Annotated in this window: 15 protein-coding genes and 5 tRNA genes; 18 read left to right on the top strand and 2 right to left on the bottom strand. The window is 37.1% G+C overall.

Features of this window, described 5'->3' with window-relative positions:
* Nucleotides 1–277: 277 nt before the first annotated feature.
* The 6 genes from bcaP to uvsE all read left to right on the top strand — a co-directional run bounded on the left by bcaP (nucleotide 278) and on the right by uvsE (nucleotide 9,002).
* Entirely contained in the window at nucleotides 278–1,693 is a 1,416-nt protein-coding gene (gene bcaP, locus AC1M36_RS23215; protein ID WP_336453732.1) for a branched-chain amino acid transporter BcaP, read from the top strand.
* Nucleotides 1,694–1,802: 109 nt separating this feature from the next.
* Nucleotides 1,803–3,077, top strand: coding sequence for an MDR family MFS transporter (locus AC1M36_RS23210; protein ID WP_336453731.1), 1,275 nt, complete (start codon nucleotides 1,803–1,805; stop codon nucleotides 3,075–3,077).
* A 486-nt stretch (nucleotides 3,078–3,563) separates the two neighbouring features.
* The gene (locus AC1M36_RS23205) at nucleotides 3,564–4,652 is read left to right on the top strand and encodes a D-alanine--D-alanine ligase (protein ID WP_336453730.1); all 1,089 of its coding nucleotides are present in this window, start codon (nucleotides 3,564–3,566) and stop codon (nucleotides 4,650–4,652) included.
* A gap of 61 nt (nucleotides 4,653–4,713) precedes the next feature.
* Nucleotides 4,714–6,090 (top strand): UDP-N-acetylmuramoyl-tripeptide--D-alanyl-D-alanine ligase, encoded by a 1,377-nt coding sequence (locus AC1M36_RS23200; RefSeq protein WP_336453729.1) that lies wholly within the window; start codon nucleotides 4,714–4,716, stop codon nucleotides 6,088–6,090.
* Nucleotides 6,091–6,395: 305 nt separating this feature from the next.
* The gene (gene cshA, locus AC1M36_RS23195; protein WP_336453728.1) at nucleotides 6,396–7,946 is read left to right on the top strand and encodes a degradosome RNA helicase CshA; all 1,551 of its coding nucleotides are present in this window, start codon (nucleotides 6,396–6,398) and stop codon (nucleotides 7,944–7,946) included.
* A 93-nt stretch (nucleotides 7,947–8,039) separates the two neighbouring features.
* Nucleotides 8,040–9,002 carry a UV DNA damage repair endonuclease UvsE gene (gene uvsE, locus AC1M36_RS23190; RefSeq protein WP_479846231.1) on the top strand — a complete coding sequence of 321 codons (963 nt, stop codon included), beginning with the start codon at nucleotides 8,040–8,042 and terminating at the stop codon, nucleotides 9,000–9,002.
* A 3-nt stretch (nucleotides 9,003–9,005) separates the two neighbouring features.
* On the opposite strand, the gene AC1M36_RS23185 is transcribed toward uvsE, so the two are convergent.
* Nucleotides 9,006–9,566, bottom strand: a complete 561-nt coding sequence (locus tag AC1M36_RS23185; protein WP_479846230.1) for a rhomboid family intramembrane serine protease — start codon at nucleotides 9,564–9,566, stop codon at nucleotides 9,006–9,008.
* 92 nt (nucleotides 9,567–9,658) lie between these two features.
* Here AC1M36_RS23185 and acpS point away from each other — a divergent pair, with 92 nt between their 5' ends.
* The 6 genes from acpS (at nucleotide 9,659) to AC1M36_RS23155 (ending at nucleotide 15,541) form a co-directional block, all read left to right on the top strand.
* Nucleotides 9,659–10,018, top strand: coding sequence for a holo-ACP synthase (gene acpS, locus AC1M36_RS23180; protein WP_336453725.1), 360 nt, complete (start codon nucleotides 9,659–9,661; stop codon nucleotides 10,016–10,018).
* 156 nt (nucleotides 10,019–10,174) lie between these two features.
* Nucleotides 10,175–11,125 (top strand): LolA family protein, encoded by a 951-nt coding sequence (locus AC1M36_RS23175; RefSeq protein ID WP_174103525.1) that lies wholly within the window; start codon nucleotides 10,175–10,177, stop codon nucleotides 11,123–11,125.
* Nucleotides 11,126–11,244: 119 nt separating this feature from the next.
* Complete coding sequence (gene alr, locus AC1M36_RS23170; protein ID WP_336453724.1) at nucleotides 11,245–12,414, top strand: alanine racemase; 1,170 nt, start codon at nucleotides 11,245–11,247, stop codon at nucleotides 12,412–12,414.
* Between the two features lie 251 nt (nucleotides 12,415–12,665).
* Entirely contained in the window at nucleotides 12,666–12,953 is a 288-nt protein-coding gene (locus tag AC1M36_RS23165; protein ID WP_000004571.1) for an antitoxin EndoAI, read from the top strand.
* Between the two features lie 4 nt (nucleotides 12,954–12,957).
* Nucleotides 12,958–13,308: a type II toxin-antitoxin system endoribonuclease NdoA gene (ndoA, locus tag AC1M36_RS23160; RefSeq protein WP_000635965.1), complete on the top strand. Its 351-nt coding sequence runs from the start codon at nucleotides 12,958–12,960 to the stop codon at nucleotides 13,306–13,308.
* A 64-nt stretch (nucleotides 13,309–13,372) separates the two neighbouring features.
* Nucleotides 13,373–15,541 carry a Tex family protein gene (locus AC1M36_RS23155; protein ID WP_336453723.1) on the top strand — a complete coding sequence of 723 codons (2,169 nt, stop codon included), beginning with the start codon at nucleotides 13,373–13,375 and terminating at the stop codon, nucleotides 15,539–15,541.
* A gap of 109 nt (nucleotides 15,542–15,650) precedes the next feature.
* On the opposite strand, the gene cmpA is transcribed toward AC1M36_RS23155, so the two are convergent.
* Nucleotides 15,651–15,767 carry a cortex morphogenetic protein CmpA gene (cmpA, locus tag AC1M36_RS23150; protein WP_174103523.1) on the bottom strand — a complete coding sequence of 39 codons (117 nt, stop codon included), beginning with the start codon at nucleotides 15,765–15,767 and terminating at the stop codon, nucleotides 15,651–15,653.
* Nucleotides 15,768–16,023: 256 nt separating this feature from the next.
* On the opposite strand from cmpA, the gene AC1M36_RS23145 reads away from it, so the two are divergent.
* From AC1M36_RS23145 to AC1M36_RS23120, 6 genes are all read left to right on the top strand, one after another.
* Entirely contained in the window at nucleotides 16,024–16,488 is a 465-nt protein-coding gene (locus tag AC1M36_RS23145) for a SprT family protein (RefSeq protein ID WP_336453722.1), read from the top strand.
* A 105-nt stretch (nucleotides 16,489–16,593) separates the two neighbouring features.
* Nucleotides 16,594–16,668: transfer RNA gene (locus tag AC1M36_RS23140), tRNA-Asn, on the top strand.
* A gap of 3 nt (nucleotides 16,669–16,671) precedes the next feature.
* Nucleotides 16,672–16,762 (top strand) — tRNA-Ser (locus tag AC1M36_RS23135).
* Nucleotides 16,763–16,770: 8 nt separating this feature from the next.
* A tRNA-Glu gene (locus tag AC1M36_RS23130) sits at nucleotides 16,771–16,845 on the top strand.
* Between the two features lie 5 nt (nucleotides 16,846–16,850).
* Nucleotides 16,851–16,926 (top strand) — tRNA-Val (locus AC1M36_RS23125).
* 22 nt (nucleotides 16,927–16,948) lie between these two features.
* Nucleotides 16,949–17,025 (top strand) — tRNA-Met (locus tag AC1M36_RS23120).
* Nucleotides 17,026–17,070: the final 45 nt, after the last annotated feature.

The following is a 17,070-nucleotide window of genomic DNA, read 5'->3' as shown; positions in this document are numbered from 1 at the left end:
ATAGAATATCAAAAATAATTATAAAAAGATATAGGGATATAACTATATACATTATTTGTATATTATTTATCTTTTTATGTCGAATGATAAATTTGTTTAATTTGGTGAACAAATAGGATAACGAAGGATGCTATACATTGATTATATTACATTCTTTTTGTTGGTTAGATATTTTTCTGTTTATTTCGACAAAAGTGTTGACTAAAAAACATGTTATGAGTAAAATGAAAACAAGAATTAAAAATTTTCTGAAAATTAAAAACTAGAGGTGCATGCTATGAAGCAAATTTTTCAAAAAAAGCCGATTGCGAAACTAATGCAAGAAAGTAAACAAAAAACATTAGCGAGAACATTGGGAGCACTGGATTTAACAATGCTTGGGATTGGAGCTATTGTCGGAACAGGGATTTTTGTTCTTACTGGTGTTGTGGCAGCGAAACATTCTGGACCAGCTATCATTTTATCATTTGCTATAGCTGCATTAGCATGTGCCTTTGCTGCATTTTGCTACGCAGAATTTGCATCTTCTGTCCCAGTTTCGGGAAGCGTTTACACGTATACGTACGCGACGATGGGAGAGGTGTTTGCATTTTTAATTGGATGGGATTTAATGTTGGAATATTTATTAGCGACATCTGCGGTAGCCAATGGATGGTCTGCTTATTTCCAATCCTTATTAAAAGGCTTTGGAATTCATATTCCGACCATTTTATCTTCTGCACCTGGAACAGGAAAGGGTGGCCTTATCGATTTACCAGCTGTCATTATCATTTTAATTATGACTGCTCTTTTATCTAGAGGTGTACGTGAAAGTGCCCGTGTAAACAATATTATGGTTTTTATTAAGATAGCAGTTGTATTACTCTTTATCTTTGCTGGCTTTAATTATGTAAAGCCGGAAAACTGGACACCGTTCATGCCGTTTGGTCTTGATGGTGTAATGGCTGGGGCTGCAACAGTATTCTTTGCATTCATTGGATTTGATGCTGTATCAACGGCAGCTGAGGAGGTAAAACGTCCGCAACGTGATTTACCAATTGGCATTATAGCATCATTACTTACTTGTACAATTCTTTATATCATTGTTTCACTTATTTTGACAGGGATTGTACCTTATGGTCAGCTGAATATTTCTGATCCGGTAGCTTTCGCACTTCAGTTTATTGGACAAGATGGTTTAGCGGGTGTTATCTCGGTAGGAGCAATTACAGGGATTACAACTGTAATGTTAGTTATGATGTATGGGCAAGTTCGTGTTTCATATGCAATGAGTCGTGATGGACTATTGCCGAAGCGTCTTGCAAAAGTTCATCCGAAATTTAAAACACCATTTTTAAATACATGGACAACAGGGATTATTGCAGCGCTTATTTCGGGGCTTATCGACTTAAATGTATTAGCACATCTTGTAAACATGGGAACATTATCTGCTTTTGCACTTGTAGCAGTTGCAGTTATCGTAATGAGAAAAACACATCCAGATCTACCACGTGCTTTTAAAGCACCACTTGTACCAGTTTTACCTGCGTTAACAGTTATCTTTTGTTTATATTTAATGCTTCAATTATCAGGAACTGCATGGATGAGCTTCGGCATATGGATGGTGATTGGTGTAGCTGTTTACTTCCTATATAGTCGAAAGCATAGTGTTTTAAATAATAAAAAAGATGAAGAAGATGTAGCGAATTTATAGAGAAAAGATCCGTTCTAAATAGAATAGAACGGATCTTTTGTTTTTGAAAATTTACATTTTTCTAAAATTAATATAAGATAAGGAGTGGTCGATTAAAGGAGTGTTGTAAATGAAACAGACATGGCGTGAGTTACAAGCGATGGATCGCAACGTATGGATCCGTTTTATCGGAGAAACATTGAATGGAATTGCAATGATGATGTTAATGCCATTTTTTGCGTTGTATTTAAAAGATAAAGTAGATTCCTTATTACAAGTGGGGATTATTATGGCACTTTCTCCGATTGCAGCAAGTTTTGGTTCTTTGATAGGAGGCAGGATTGCTGATATATATGGTAGAAAGCCGATTATGATTGTTTCTATGGCAAGTAATGCAGTGTTGATGCTCGGCTTTTTATTTATAGAAGGATTTATTCCTTATGCTATTTTGTCTATTCTTTTAGGATTAAGTAATTCGCTATTTCATCCAGCGGCATCGGCAATGGTAGCGGATGTGACGGTACCTGAAAAGAGGACGGAGGCGTACGGTTTATTACGAATGGGGCATAATATTGGGGCAGCAATCGGGCCCATTATGGGGGCTTCGGTAGTTGTACTTTCAAAAAATCTAGTTTTTATTATTGCTTCATCCACAATGCTACTTTATGCGCTTCTTGTGTTAATACTTATTCAAGAAACGATGCCGAAAACTGTATTGAAAGAACAAAAGGATAAGGAAAAGGAATCGGAAGCCGTCTGGAAAATTGTCCTGCGAGATAAGGTACTAATGATTTATTTGTTGGCAGGTATTATTATTTCCATGGGTTTTTCCCAAACAGAAGGTATGCTTCCCCTTCATTTTGATAATGAAATGAAAGAGATATTTGGTAAAAATAACCCTTATCCATATTTAATGGCTTTAAATGGCTTACTAGTTGTCTTATTCCAATTCCAAATTTCAAAATGGGCAACAGATAAACCTGTTGGAAGGACGATGTTATATGGGGCGTGGTTATTTGGAATTGGATTATTTTTCATCGGTTGGCTTCCAAAGTGGTTTGGTGGGTTTGGTACAAGTGCTACGATTATTTTAATAACATTATTAGTCGTTTATGCGGTATATACGCTAGGTGAAATGATTATGTCACCTGTGCAAATGACATTTGTGGCCAATTTAGCACCAGAACATTTACGTGGGACATATATGGGGGCAGCAAGTTTACAGTGGATTACAGGAAATGCATTTGGACCGCTTCTTGGCGGGTTTTTACTTGATCGATTGTTAGGGCATTTATTGTTTACGATATTAGGGGTGGGCTGTATTGTAGCGGGGCTTGTATATATTTCTTTAGATCGCCTTGTAGAACGGGGACAAAAAGGAACAGCGGTAAAACACTCTTCTTAATCAATAGGTGACATACACAAAAAGTGGTATTTCTTCATATATATTAGGTACATAACGATATAAATACAAATGGAAAATCGATATACAATCCTTTTGGTGCGAGAGAGAGTATCCGTCCATGCATAGAAGCGATCAGATTCTCTTCCTGTCCCATACCAAGTTAAAACAAAAAGAGAAAAATGAGTGAGATCACCTTTTGTTCTTCATAACCGCGACTTATATGTTGAAAAATCAAAATGGATTTATATAGAATAGGTCATAACACAGCTTTGTTATAAGGAAAATCTATGAATTTAGAATAACTGTTCATAAAAATACGATTGATGAAATCATAATGTAATTTATGGGAATTTCGTTTTGGTTCATTGCCCACAGGTAGTAAGACCAGTGGTGAGAAAAGTTTCACTTTATTTCAAATAGGAACTACCTATTTCTATAAAAAGTGCTAAAATAGAAAAATGAAAACAATTGGTTAGGGTGATTTCATTGACGAAAATTAAATTAGGTTTATTATATGGTGGGAAATCAGCGGAGCATCAAGTGTCATTACAAACAGCTCTTGCTGCTATTAAAGCATTAAATCAAGAAAAATTCGAGATTCATCCAATTTATATTACAGAGCAAGGCCAATGGATGCGCGGTGAACGCATTGAAGGTGAAGTAACGAATGTGCAAGCATTGCAAATGAATGGTGAGGAAAATGCAATCTCTCCATTAGCATTAAGTACAGAAATTATCCCGGCTGCTTCTTCTAATCAAGGAGATGCAATTGATGTTATTTTTCCACTGTTACATGGACCGAATGGTGAAGATGGAACAGTACAAGGATTACTAGAATTAATGAATATTCCATACGTTGGTAACGGTGTATTAGCATCTGCAGCTGGTATGGATAAAGTTGTTATGAAAAACATTTTTGCTGAAGCAGGATTGAAGCAAGCGAAGTATGCATCTTTCATTCGTAGTGTATGGGAGAAAAATCCTCAATTAGCTTATGAGAATGTAGAAGAAAAATTAGGATACCCATGCTTTGTAAAACCAGCAAATCTTGGTTCAAGTGTTGGGATTAATAAATGTAAAGATCGTGAAGAATTAGAAAAAGCGTTTGAGGAAGCATTCCAATTTGACCGCAAAATTATCGTAGAAGAAAACATTGTAGGTCGTGAAGTGGAAGTTGGCGTTTTAGGTAATGATGAGCCAAAATGTTCGGTTGTAGGCGAGATTGTACCGAAGAAAGAGTTCTATGATTATAAATCAAAATACATCGATGGTGATACGGCATTAATCATTCCAGCTGAAATTACAGAAGAAGAATCAGCTACGATTCAAAGAGATGCAATTCGTGCATTCCAGTCTTTAGATGGTGCGGGCTTAACAAGAGCTGATTTCTTCTTAACGAAAGATGGAGAAGTATATATTAATGAAGTAAATACAATGCCAGGATTTACACCATTTAGTATGTTCCCATTATTATGGCAACATACTGACTTGCCGTATCCAGAATTAATTGAAGAATTAATTCGTTTGGCGATTGAGCGTCACGAAGAAAAGCAAAAAATTAAATATACAATCTAACAAAAAAAGGAGGAAGCACTATTCAAGAGAATAGTGCTTCCTCTATGTAAGGAGTGTTTTTATGATAAAGCGAACGTTAAAACAAGTAGAGCAAATGACGAATGGAACGGATTTAGTAGAGGAATATGCTGAAATTACTATACAAGGTGTATCAATCGATACACGAAAAATTGAAAAAGGTAATTTATATGTTCCGATTCAAGGGGATCGTTTTGACGGTCATTCTTTTGTAGAAAAAGCAATTGAAAATGGTGCTGTAGCTACGCTTTGGAAAAAGGATGTACAAAACCCTCCTACGAATATACCGGTGATCTTTGTAGAAGATACACTTGAGGCGTTACAAACATTAGCGAAAAGCTATCGTGATCAGTTAGATGTGAAAGTTATAGGGGTAACAGGAAGTAACGGTAAAACGTCTACGAAGGATATTGTGACAAGTCTCCTTGCAACCAAATTCAAGGTTCAAAAAACAGAGGGGAACTTTAATAACCATATCGGTTTGCCGCTTACTATTTTAAATCTAGAAGAAAATACAGAAATGGCTGTATTAGAGATGGGAATGTCTAGCCGCGGTGAAATTGAATTTTTATCTAAGTTAGCTCGTCCAAATGCTGCAATCATTACGAATATCGGAGAAGCGCATTTAATGGATTTAGGATCTCGCGATGCGATTGCTGAAGCGAAACTTGAAATTGTTACAGGATTACAAGATGGTGGAGTATTTGTATACAATGGTGATGAGCCGCTTTTAACAAATCGTGTTCCGAACATGGACCTAGCTGTTGAGAAGATTACATTTGGTGATGCAATGGCGAATGATTATTATCCAACTTCTGTAACATTGCAGGCAACAGGAACGTACTTTAAGATGAATCAGGATGAGAATGCTGTATTTTATCTACCGGTTCTTGGGAAACATAATGTATATAATACACTTGCATCAATGGCGATTGCGAAATACTTTGGTGTAACATGGGAAGAAATGAAACAAGGTTTAGTAACACTTCAAATGACGGGTATGCGTATGGAAATTGTAAAAACAGATAGTGGATTAACGATTATTAATGACGCATATAATGCAAGTCCAACGGCAATGGAAGCAGCGTTCCATTTAATGAATGGTTTGAATGGATTTTCGAAAAAAGTTGTTGTTCTTGGTGATATGTTAGAACTTGGTGATCAAGAAGTACAATTTCATTATGAAGTGGGTAAGTTAATTGATCCAGCTCGAATTTCCTATGTATTTACGTACGGTAAATTAGGAGCGCAAATTGCTGAAGGGGCAAAAATTAACTTTTCTAATGAGCGTGTAAAAGCATATGACAATAAAGAAGAGCTTGTGAAAGATTTACAAGCAGTTGTTGATGTGAAAGATGTTGTATTAGTAAAAGCATCTCGCGGGATGAAGTTAGAAGAAGTTATTACGATGTTGAAATAATTGGTGGATATAAATAGGAATGACAGATGAAAAAATAGCGAAAACTTCTAATAAGCGCTTACAGTAAATAATTGAAAAATAAAAGTAAAGAAAAAGCCCTTTATTATGAAATAAGGTAACAGTTGGGTTTGCTTTTTACACATACAAAACTTATAATTGATAAAGTGTAATAACGTTTAGAAGTATTTTCGTGAAGAATATACGCCCGTTTATATACGTGAGCATTCAGGAAAAGGGCTTTTCCGCAAACACGGAAAATGCCTTTTTTTAAATGATAAGTATAGGATAGAAAAGGAGAAGTAACATTGACAACATTTCGAGAATTAGGATTAAGTGATTCTTTACTGCAATCTGTTGAAAGCATGGGCTTTGAAGAGGCTACGCCAATTCAGGCTGAAACAATTCCACATGCATTGCAAGGTAAAGACATTATTGGACAGGCACAAACAGGTACAGGGAAAACAGCGGCATTCGGATTACCACTATTAGACAAAGTGGATACACATAAAGAATCGGTTCAAGGTATTGTTATCGCGCCAACGCGTGAATTAGCAATTCAAGTTGGAGAAGAGCTTTACAAAATCGGTAAGCATAAACGTGTTCGTATTTTACCAATCTATGGTGGCCAAGATATTAACCGCCAAATTCGTGCTCTAAAAAAACACCCACACATTATTGTTGGTACGCCGGGTCGTATTTTAGATCATATTAACCGTAAAACACTTCGTCTACAAAACGTAGAAACTGTTGTTCTTGACGAAGCGGATGAAATGTTAAACATGGGCTTCATTGAAGATATTGAAGCGATTTTAACAGATGTGCCAGAAACACATCAAACATTATTATTCTCAGCAACAATGCCAGATCCAATCCGTCGTATTGCTGAGCGTTTTATGACTGAGCCTCAACACATTAAAGTAAAAGCAAAAGAAGTAACAATGCCAAACATTCAGCAGTTCTATTTAGAAGTGCAAGAAAAGAAAAAGTTTGACGTATTAACACGCTTGTTAGATATTCAATCTCCAGAGCTTGCAATCGTATTCGGTCGCACAAAGCGTCGTGTTGATGAATTATCAGAAGCATTGAACTTACGTGGTTATGCAGCAGAGGGTATTCATGGTGATTTAACTCAAGCGAAACGTATGTCTGTATTACGTAAATTTAAAGAAGGTTCTATCGAAGTTCTTGTTGCAACGGACGTTGCGGCGCGTGGTCTTGATATTTCAGGTGTAACACACGTATACAACTTCGATATTCCACAAGATCCAGAATCATATGTTCACCGTATTGGCCGTACTGGTCGTGCTGGTAAAAAAGGTATTGCAATGTTATTTGTAACACCACGTGAATCAGGACAATTAAAAAATATCGAGCGTACAACAAAACGCAAAATGGACCGCATGAATGCTCCTACACTTGATGAGGCATTAGAAGGTCAACAACGTTTAATCGCGGAAAAACTTCAAAGCACAATTGAAAATGATAACTTATCATACTACAAACGTATTGCAGAAGAAATGTTAGAAGAAAATGACTCTGTAACTGTAGTAGCAGCTGCTTTAAAAATGATGACAAAAGAGCCGGATACAACACCAATTTCTTTAACATCAGAACCACCAGTTGTTTCAAGAGGTCCTAAAAAACGTGGTGGTAACGGAAATGGATACCGTGATGGTAACCGTAACCGTAATCGTGACGGACGTAGCGGCGATGGTCGTAATCGTGATCGCAACCGTGATGGTCGCAATCGCGATGGTAACCGTAACCGTGGTCGTAAAGGTGAAGGTCAAGGTCGCCCAGGATCTTCAAATGGTCGTGGCGAAAGAAAACATCATAGCCGTAAGCCACAAGCTTAATAAAAGTGAGGATGTCCCAAAAAGGATATCCTCTTTTTTTATTTGTGTAATTGTACATACTATATAGTGGGTTGTATAGAAAAGAGGGATTTTATGCTTGTAAGACTTGGTTATGTAGCGATGAGTGTACATTTGAAAAATGCATCTCCATCTCAAACGATGACATACGCGCAGTTTCAACGTATTAAAGATCGAGAGGCAGCGATTCATAAACTAGAAAGAATTGCGAATTCTAATTTGGATAACTGTTTGCGATTATTAAAGCATAATAAGGGACATGATGTGTCTTTTTTTCGGCTGAGCTCAAAATTAATTCCTTTAGCAAACCATGAAGAATTACTGGATTGGAACTATATTCGTCCTATAAAAGAGAAGTTAAAAGAGTTAGGGGAAGTTGCACGTCAGATGAAGATGCGGCTCGATTTTCATCCGGATCATTTTGTTGTATTAAATTCGCCGCAAGAACATATTTTTAAACAGTCGATAAAGACGCTTCAAATGCATCGGAAGTTACTAAAAGGAATGGGGATAAAGCAGAGGCATCGCTGCGTGTTACATGTTGGCGGTGGATATGATGATAAAGAACTTGCGTTAGAACGTTTTATTGAAAATTGGTCAAATGTTCCTGCAAGTATTCAAGAAATGATTATGTTAGAAAATGATGATACGACTTTTTCCTTAAAAGAAACGTTATATCTAGGTGAAAAGTTGGCGGTTCCCGTCGTATTTGACTTGCATCACCATATGATGAATAACGATGAAGAAGATTGGTATGAACATTGGGATCGTGTAGTGGATACATGGAAAGCTTCTTTATTGCCAATTAAAATGCATATTTCTAGTCCGCGAGAAGGAAATGATCCTAGAGCTCATGCGGATTTTATTGATACAGGTACATTTTTATCCTTTTTACAGAAAATCAAAGGTAGTGTTCCGCAAATTGATTGTATGATAGAAGCGAAGAAAAAGGATGAGGCTTTATTTCAATTAATACGAGGTCTTGGTACAAAATCAGAGGTGGAAATAATCGATGGTGGGAGCTTTTATGTGAAATAAGCTCTACACCATCGTTTTTTTTGTTAAAAATGGAGTGCAAATCCCCCCAATTAGTAGTCCTGTTAAATGGCTGATAGGATTAGCAGAAGGATTAAAGAAGGTGAAAAGAAGTAATAGAAATATAATTGAAGAAAAGAAAATTAACTCTTTGGGTTGAAAAGAACGATAGCGACTATATAAAAGAAAAAGTTGTGTACCAAGTAAACCAAAAATTCCACCTGATGCACCGGCATGAATATACCCGACAGGCATAATCATATAAGAAAAAATATTGCCGCTAATGCCGGCGGTGAAAAATAAAATAGGGAAGCGAATGCTACCTAGCTGCTTTTCGATTGATTGACCGAGGAGAAATAGGCAAATGCTGTTGGAAAGAAAGTGCTGAAAGTCTACATGTATAAATAGAGAAGTTATAAGTCGCCACCATTCACCCACAGAAATATATTCATTGTAAGCAGCTAAATCAGAAAAGAAAAAATCCCCTAGTATCATCATGATGAGTTGCAAGCAAAGTAAAGAGAGAACGACGGGTTGTAAGGTGGTTCGCATATGTGATGTTGGCATTTTATATTTTCACTCCTTTTGCATTAGAAAGATTCTCTGTTATTCTTACAATATGAATGAAGGAAGACAAATAGAAGAAGGGGACTTTTGAAATGATTATAGGGATTGGAATTGATATTATCGAACTGGATCGAATTGAAAAAATGTTAGATGGAAAGCTTAAATTTATGGATCGCATTTTAACAGATGAGGAACGTAGTGTTGCTTCTGAATTAAAAGGGAAACGTCTTGTAGAATTTGTAGCGGGAAGGTTCGCGGCGAAAGAAGCATATTCTAAAGCTGTTGGAACTGGTATCGGAAAAGAAGTGAGCTTTTTAGATATTGAAATAAAGAATGATGATAGAGGTAAGCCAATTCTCACTGCAAATACGGAACATATCGTTCATTTATCAATTAGTCATAGTAGAGAATTTGCAGTGGCCCAGGTTGTTTTAGAAAGCTCGTCACGCTAGTCTGCATATTTTATATCTTTGTCTCATATATTTGAGTTAGCGATAAGGAAGGAATATCTTCCATTCATTTATAGGGGCAAAGGGGCTGAAAGGATGAAAAGGCGGCTATTTTTAGTGATTGTCGGTTTATTGACCGTTTTCGTGTTAGCGGGTTGTATGGAAAAGAAACAAGAAGATGTCGTGCGAGATTTAGAAGCGAAAGTTAAGGGCATGAAGAGCTATCAAGCTGAAGCGAAATTATCTATTAAAACGGGGAATGAACCACAAGAGTATAATGTAGAAGTTTGGCATAAAGAACCTTCTTATTATCGTGTGAACTTAAAAAATACAAAGAAAGATCAGAGTCAAATCATTTTAAGAAATAATGAAGGTGTATTTGTATTAACACCAGCTCTTAATAAAAGTTTTCGATTTCAAAGTGACTGGCCGCAAAATAGCAGTCAAGCTTACTTATATGAATCACTTGTAAGAGACATTTTAAAGGATAAGAAAAATCTTTCATTTGAGAAGACAGATAAATATTACGTGTTTAAGACAAAAACGAATTACCATCATCAAAATATGCTACCGAAGCAAGAAATTAAATTTAATAAAAGTGATTTAGCGCCTGTTTCAGTCAAATTGATGGATAATGATCAAAATGTTCTTGTGAAAGTAGATTTTTCAAAAGTAAAGTTTGACACAAAATTTGATAAGGGTGCATTTGATACGAAGCAAAATATGTCTAGGGCGCAAGTGGATGTACAAACAACAGTGAAAGAAGACAAACCATTTGCTGTTCTATATCCGCGTGATACTCCGCAAGGGATGGTTTTAAATGAAGAGAAAGAGCTAAAGACAGACAGTGGCAAACGCGCAATACTCACATACACTGGGAATAAGAAATCCTTTACATTAATACAAGAAAAGGCGAAGGTTGCTGAAGCCTCAGCGTCGATAAGTGTAAGTGGAGAGTTAGTTGATCTTGGTTTTACAATCGGTGCTCTGGCAAAAGACTCGTTAACATGGTCACATAACGGAGTGGAATATATGCTCGTGTCTAAAGGTTTAAAACCGGATGAATTATTAATGATAGCACGTTCTGTTGCGGCAAAACAGGTGAAATAAACTTCTTAGACGTGGTGATGTATATGCACCGCGTTTTTTCTTGTTTTGAAGAACGGATTTCCTAAAAAGACGAATATAAAAGAATAAGCTTCGCATATCGTATATAAGGAAGTGTTTTTATGGAAGAATCATCATTTTACCGTGATACGTGGGTAGAAGTGAATTTGGACGCTATTTATAACAATGTAATGCACATTAAAGAAATTATCCCGGAAAGTGTTGAGGTTTTTGCTGTAGTAAAAGGGAATGCATATGGACATGACTATGTTCCGGTGGCTCAAACTGCGTTAGAGGCTGGAGCAACAAGGTTAGCAGTTGCCTTTTTAGATGAAGCATTAGTGCTTCGCCGGGCAGGTATTACTGCACCAATTTTAGTATTAGGTCCATCATCACCGCGTGTTGTGAATGTAGCTGCTGAAAATAATGTGGCACTAACTGTTTTCCAAAAAGAGTGGGTCAAGGAAGCGGTAGAGATCTGGGATAGCTCGGTACCATTACATTTTCATATTAATTTCGATAGCGGTATGGGAAGAATCGGAATTCGAGAACGCAAAGAATTAAAAGGTTTTTTGCATAGCTTAGAAGATGCTCCGTTTTTCGAATTAGAAGGAGTGTATACGCATTTTTCAACAGCAGATGAAGTGGAAACCTCTTATTTTGATAAGCAATATAATACTTTTTTGGAACAGTTAAGTTGGCTTGAGGAATTTGGAGTAGACCCAGAGTTTATTCATGCAGCTAATAGTGCAGCTACTATGAGATTCCATGGTATTACATTTAATGCTGTTAGACTGGGGATTGTAATGTACGGGTTAACTCCTTCTGTAGAAATACGTCCCTTCTTACCGATTAAATTAGAGCCTGCTCTTTCACTTCATACGACTGTTGCTCATATTAAACAAGTTATTAAAGGTGATGGAATTAGTTATGGTGTCACTTATCGAACGAAGACAGAAGAGTGGATAGCAACGGTGCCAATTGGATATGCAGATGGTTGGCTTAGAAGATTGCAAGGATTTAAAGTACTTGTGGATGGGAAAAGAGTTCCGATTGTAGGCCGGATTACAATGGATCAATTTATGATCCATCTTCCTTGTAAGGTTCCTCTTGGAACAAAGGTAACGCTTATTGGAAGGCAGGATGACCAATATATTAGTGCCACTGAGGTTGCAGAGTATTCGGGGACCATTAACTATGAAATTATTACAACAATAAGCTTTCGAGTTCCTCGTATATTTATTCGACATGGTAAAGTTGTCGAAGTCATCAATTATTTGAATGACATATAAGAAAGAGGCTTTGCGGTAGCTATTACCTTGTTAGTTATCAATAGTGATGGAAGCTCCCACATATGGGGATTTGGCTTCATTTCTTATTAGAAAGAGATAAAAAGTAAAAGAGAGTGAATGTTTTGTTTGTGAATTGGAAAACATAAACAAGGAATAAGGAAGTCTTTGCAACAGGCCCCATACAATGGTATTATTACAATAGGTGTCATATATATATTTGGGTGTGTAGTTGACGGTGGAGGTGTATTTTTGTGTCCGAATCAAGTGTAACTACTGAAATCGTGGTTCGGTTGCCGAAGCAAGTGGTAACGGAATTGGACGGAATTGGAAAACAAGAGAATAAGAATCGCCATGAACTAATTTGCCAGGCAACACAACTGTTATTGCGTCAACATAAGACGAAGAAACGCTACCAACATGAATCTATGCGACGTGGGTATATTGAAATGGGAAAAATTAATCTTGGTATTGCATCTGAAGCTTTCTTAGCAGAGTATGAAGCAGCGCATACAGTAGAACGCTTAGTTAGCGGGGGGTAATATTTTGATTGTAAAACGCGGCGACGTGTATTTTGCAGACCTTTCCCCAGTTGTTGGTTCTGAGCAAGGAGGCGTTCGTCCGGTTCTTGTCATTCAAAATGACATCGGAAATCGTTTTAGTCCGACTGTGATTGTGGCGGCTATTACTGCACAGATTCAGAAAGCGAAATTGCCCACACATGTGGAAATTGATGCGAAAAAGTATGGGTTTGAGAGGGATTCAGTTATCTTGCTCGAGCAGATCCGAACAATCGATAAACAGCGCTTAACGGACAAAATCACTCATTTAGATGAAGTGATGATGAGTCGTGTAGACGAAGCTCTGCAAATTAGTTTAGGACTAATAGATTTTTAAATCGGCAGTTTAAGTTGCTCTTTATAGGGGCAACTTTTTTTATTAGAGGAGGTTTCGGTTGTATATGGAAATGGTAGATAATCGACAAGCGTTAATGAAAATGTTAGTGAAAGAATTAGGCTTTACAGAAAAGCAAGTTCGTCATGTTATTCAATTAACAGAAGAAGGTAACACAGTTCCATTTATTGCTCGTTACCGAAAAGAGTGGACAGGTTCTTTAGATGAAGTACAAATTCGTACAATCTTAGAAAGATGGCAATATATGATGCAACTCGAAGATCGGAAAGAAGAAGTTCTTCGTCTGATTCATGAAAAGGGAAAATTAACAGAAGATCTGCGTCACCATATTGTATCTGCAACAAAGCTACAAGAAGTAGAAGATTTGTATCGTCCTTATAAAGAAAAAAGAAGAACAAAAGCGACAATTGCAAAGGATAAGGGACTTGAACCTTTAGCAGAGTGGTTACTTCTGTTTACAAAAGAAGATCCGGAAGAAAAGGCGAAGGAATTTATTGATGCTGAGAAAGAAGTGCAATCTGCTCAAGAAGCATTGCAATTTTCGCAAGATATTATTGCAGAAATTGTATCGGATGATGCGACGTACCGCAGCTGGATTCGAAATATCACCTTTAGAAAAGGAATGGTTGTGTCCTCTGTAAAAGATGAAGAAAAAGATGAAAAAAATATATATGAAATGTATTACGGCTATGAAGAGCCTTTGCAAAAGGTTGTGCCACATCGTGTGTTGGCTATGAACCGTGGTGAAAAAGAAGAGGTTTTAAAAGTTTCTGTTGCACCACCGACAGAAGAAATTATTCGATTTTTACATAAAAAAGTGATTCTTGATGATTCTTCTAAAAGTGCATTATATGTACAGCTAGCAATTGAAGATGGATATAAGCGATTAATTCAACCGTCAATCGAAAGGGAGATTCGTAAAGAATTAACTGAAACTGCAGAAGAGCAAGCGATTCACATTTTCTCTGAGAATTTACGTAATTTATTATTACAGCCACCAATGAAGGGGAAAGTAGTATTGGCCGTAGATCCTGCGTATCGAACAGGGTGTAAGTTAGCAGTAGTAGATGATACAGGCAAAGTTCTGCATATTGATGTTATTTATCCACATCCGCCTGTTCGGAAATATGAAGATGCAAAAACGAAAGTTATTTCTATTATAGACAAATATCAAGTTCAGATGATTGCGATTGGAAATGGTACAGCTTCTAGAGAAACAGAAGAGTTTATAGTAGATGTTTTACAATTTGTACAACAAGATGTATTTTATATTATTGTCAATGAAGCCGGTGCTAGTGTATATTCCGCTTCTGATTTGGCTCGTGAAGAATTTCCAGATCTTCAAGTTGAGGAAAGAAGTGCTGTTTCGATTGGACGGCGTTTGCAAGATCCGCTTGCTGAACTTGTGAAAATTGATCCGAAATCAGTTGGGGTAGGACAATATCAACATGATGTATCACAAAAGAAATTGAATGAATCTTTAACATTTGTCGTGGAAACAGCTGTTAACCAAGTAGGAGTGAATGTGAATACAGCTTCTGTGGCACTATTGCAATACGTTTCAGGATTATCAAAAACAGTTGCGAAAAATATTGTAAACAAACGTGAAGAAGAAGGGAAATTTACAAAGCGCACAGAGTTAAAGAAAATACCACGTTTAGGTGCCAAAACGTATGAGCAGTGTATTGGTTTCTTACGCATACTAGAAGGTAAAAATCCACTTGATAGAACAAGTATTCATCCAGAGCAGTATAAAAATGTTGAATTGTTATTAAAAAGCCTAGGGTTATCGCTTGATGATGTAGGACAACCACATTTACAAAAGTGTTTAGAGGGAGTGGAACTTTCTAAATTATCTCAAGACACGAATATTGGGGAGCCAACATTAATCGATATTATAGACGCTTTAATTAGTCCAGAACGAGATATGCGTGATGAATTACCAAAACCACTTTTAAAAAAGGGAATTCTCAAATTAGAAGATTTAAAGCGTGGCATGGAGTTGGAAGGAACAGTTCGAAATGTTGTTGATTTCGGCGCGTTTGTTGATATTGGTGTGAAGCAGGATGGTTTAGTGCATATTTCTAAACTGAGCAAACAGTTTGTAAAGCATCCGTTAGATGTGGTATCTGTCGGACAGATTGTAAAGGTATGGGTAGATGATGTTGATATGAAAAAAGGGCGCGTTGCCTTATCGATGTTACCTATTGAATAATAATGGGAAGAGGGCAGGTATAGCACTGCTCTTTTTTCATGAACGGATGTTATTGAGAATTTAATCGGTGGGGGAGGATTCAACCCCCGCCGATTAAACATTCACTTTATCAGGAATTTTGATGTATTTTGCTATAATAAAACCAGCATTCATTTAGTAACTTAATTTGATACCGGTTTTTTTCGAAATATGCGCGTTGCATTTGTTTTCGGAGCCATGTAGGCATGAGAATCCCTCCTTGTTTAATCCGGCTCTAACAAATAGTCCCCTATGGACTGAGATAAAGATTTGAAGTGAGTGAAAAGCTCCGTCTTGGGAACTGCTTATAAGAGTTTGGTTAGTGAAGTTCTATGAATAAACGAGGAAGAAGGTGTTTCATAGAAGCTACACTTTTTGAATGAGGATGGGTATATGTACTATTTAATATATGTATAAGAAAGAAGAAAAGTGTAAGTTTATTTTTAGTTTTTGGGAGGAATAAAATGAATGAAGAAGAAATTCAAAAACTTGTAGAAGAAATATCGTTACAATATTTCGGGAGGGATTTTTTACATGAAGCAATGTTCAATAAACGATTACGCATAACTGGTGGAAGGTATTTGTTACGAAGTCATAATATAGAATTAAACTATCATTATTATGAAGTGTATGGAAAAGAAGAATTAATTGGCGTTATTAAGCATGAGTTGTGTCATTATCATTTGCATATTATGGGGAAGGGGTATCAACATCGTGATCGAGATTTTCGGCAGTTGTTGAAGGAAGTTGGAGCCCCTAGGTTTTGCAAGAGAATACCAGGAGTGAAAAAAGAGTCTAAAACACATGTGTATGAATGTATAGAGTGTACTCTTCAATATGTAAGAAGACGTCAAATGAATACAAAAAAATATGTTTGCGGAAAGTGTAAAGGTAGATTAAAAGAGATAAAAAAACACCTTGACAGTTAAAAAGCAATCCAGTATATTATAAACATGTCACGTTTGTACAAGATATTGTATAAACGACTTGACTTATCATATGTATTTATATAAAATTTAAATTGTCTTTCTTATTCCGCAGTAGCTCAGTGGTAGAGCTATCGGCTGTTAACCGATCGGTCGTAGGTTCGAGTCCTACCTGCGGAGCCATACAGAGAAGTACCCAAGTGGCTCAAGGGGCTCCCCTGCTAAGGGAGTAGATCGCTAACGCGGTGCGAGGGTTCGAATCCCTTCTTCTCTGCCATTCATATTGGCCCGTTGGTCAAGTGGTTAAGACACCGCCCTTTCACGGCGGTAACACGGGTTCGAATCCCGTACGGGTCACCACTTTTGGAGGATTAGCTCAGCTGGGAGAGCACCTGCCTTACAAGCAGGGGGTCGGCGGTTCGATCCCGTCATCCTCCACCATATAATATATAAGTAGTATCGTCGCGGGGTGGAGCAGTCCGGTAGCTCGTCGGGCTCATAACCCGAAGGTCGCAGGTTCAAATCCTGTCCCCGCAACCAATGGTCCCGTGGTGTAGTGGTTAACATGCCTGCCTGTCACGCAGG

Source organism: Bacillus sp. Medicinal_06, assembly GCF_056711665.1.
The sequence above is the reverse complement of the archived record's forward strand: the minus strand, read 5'-3'. Positions and strand labels throughout refer to the sequence as shown.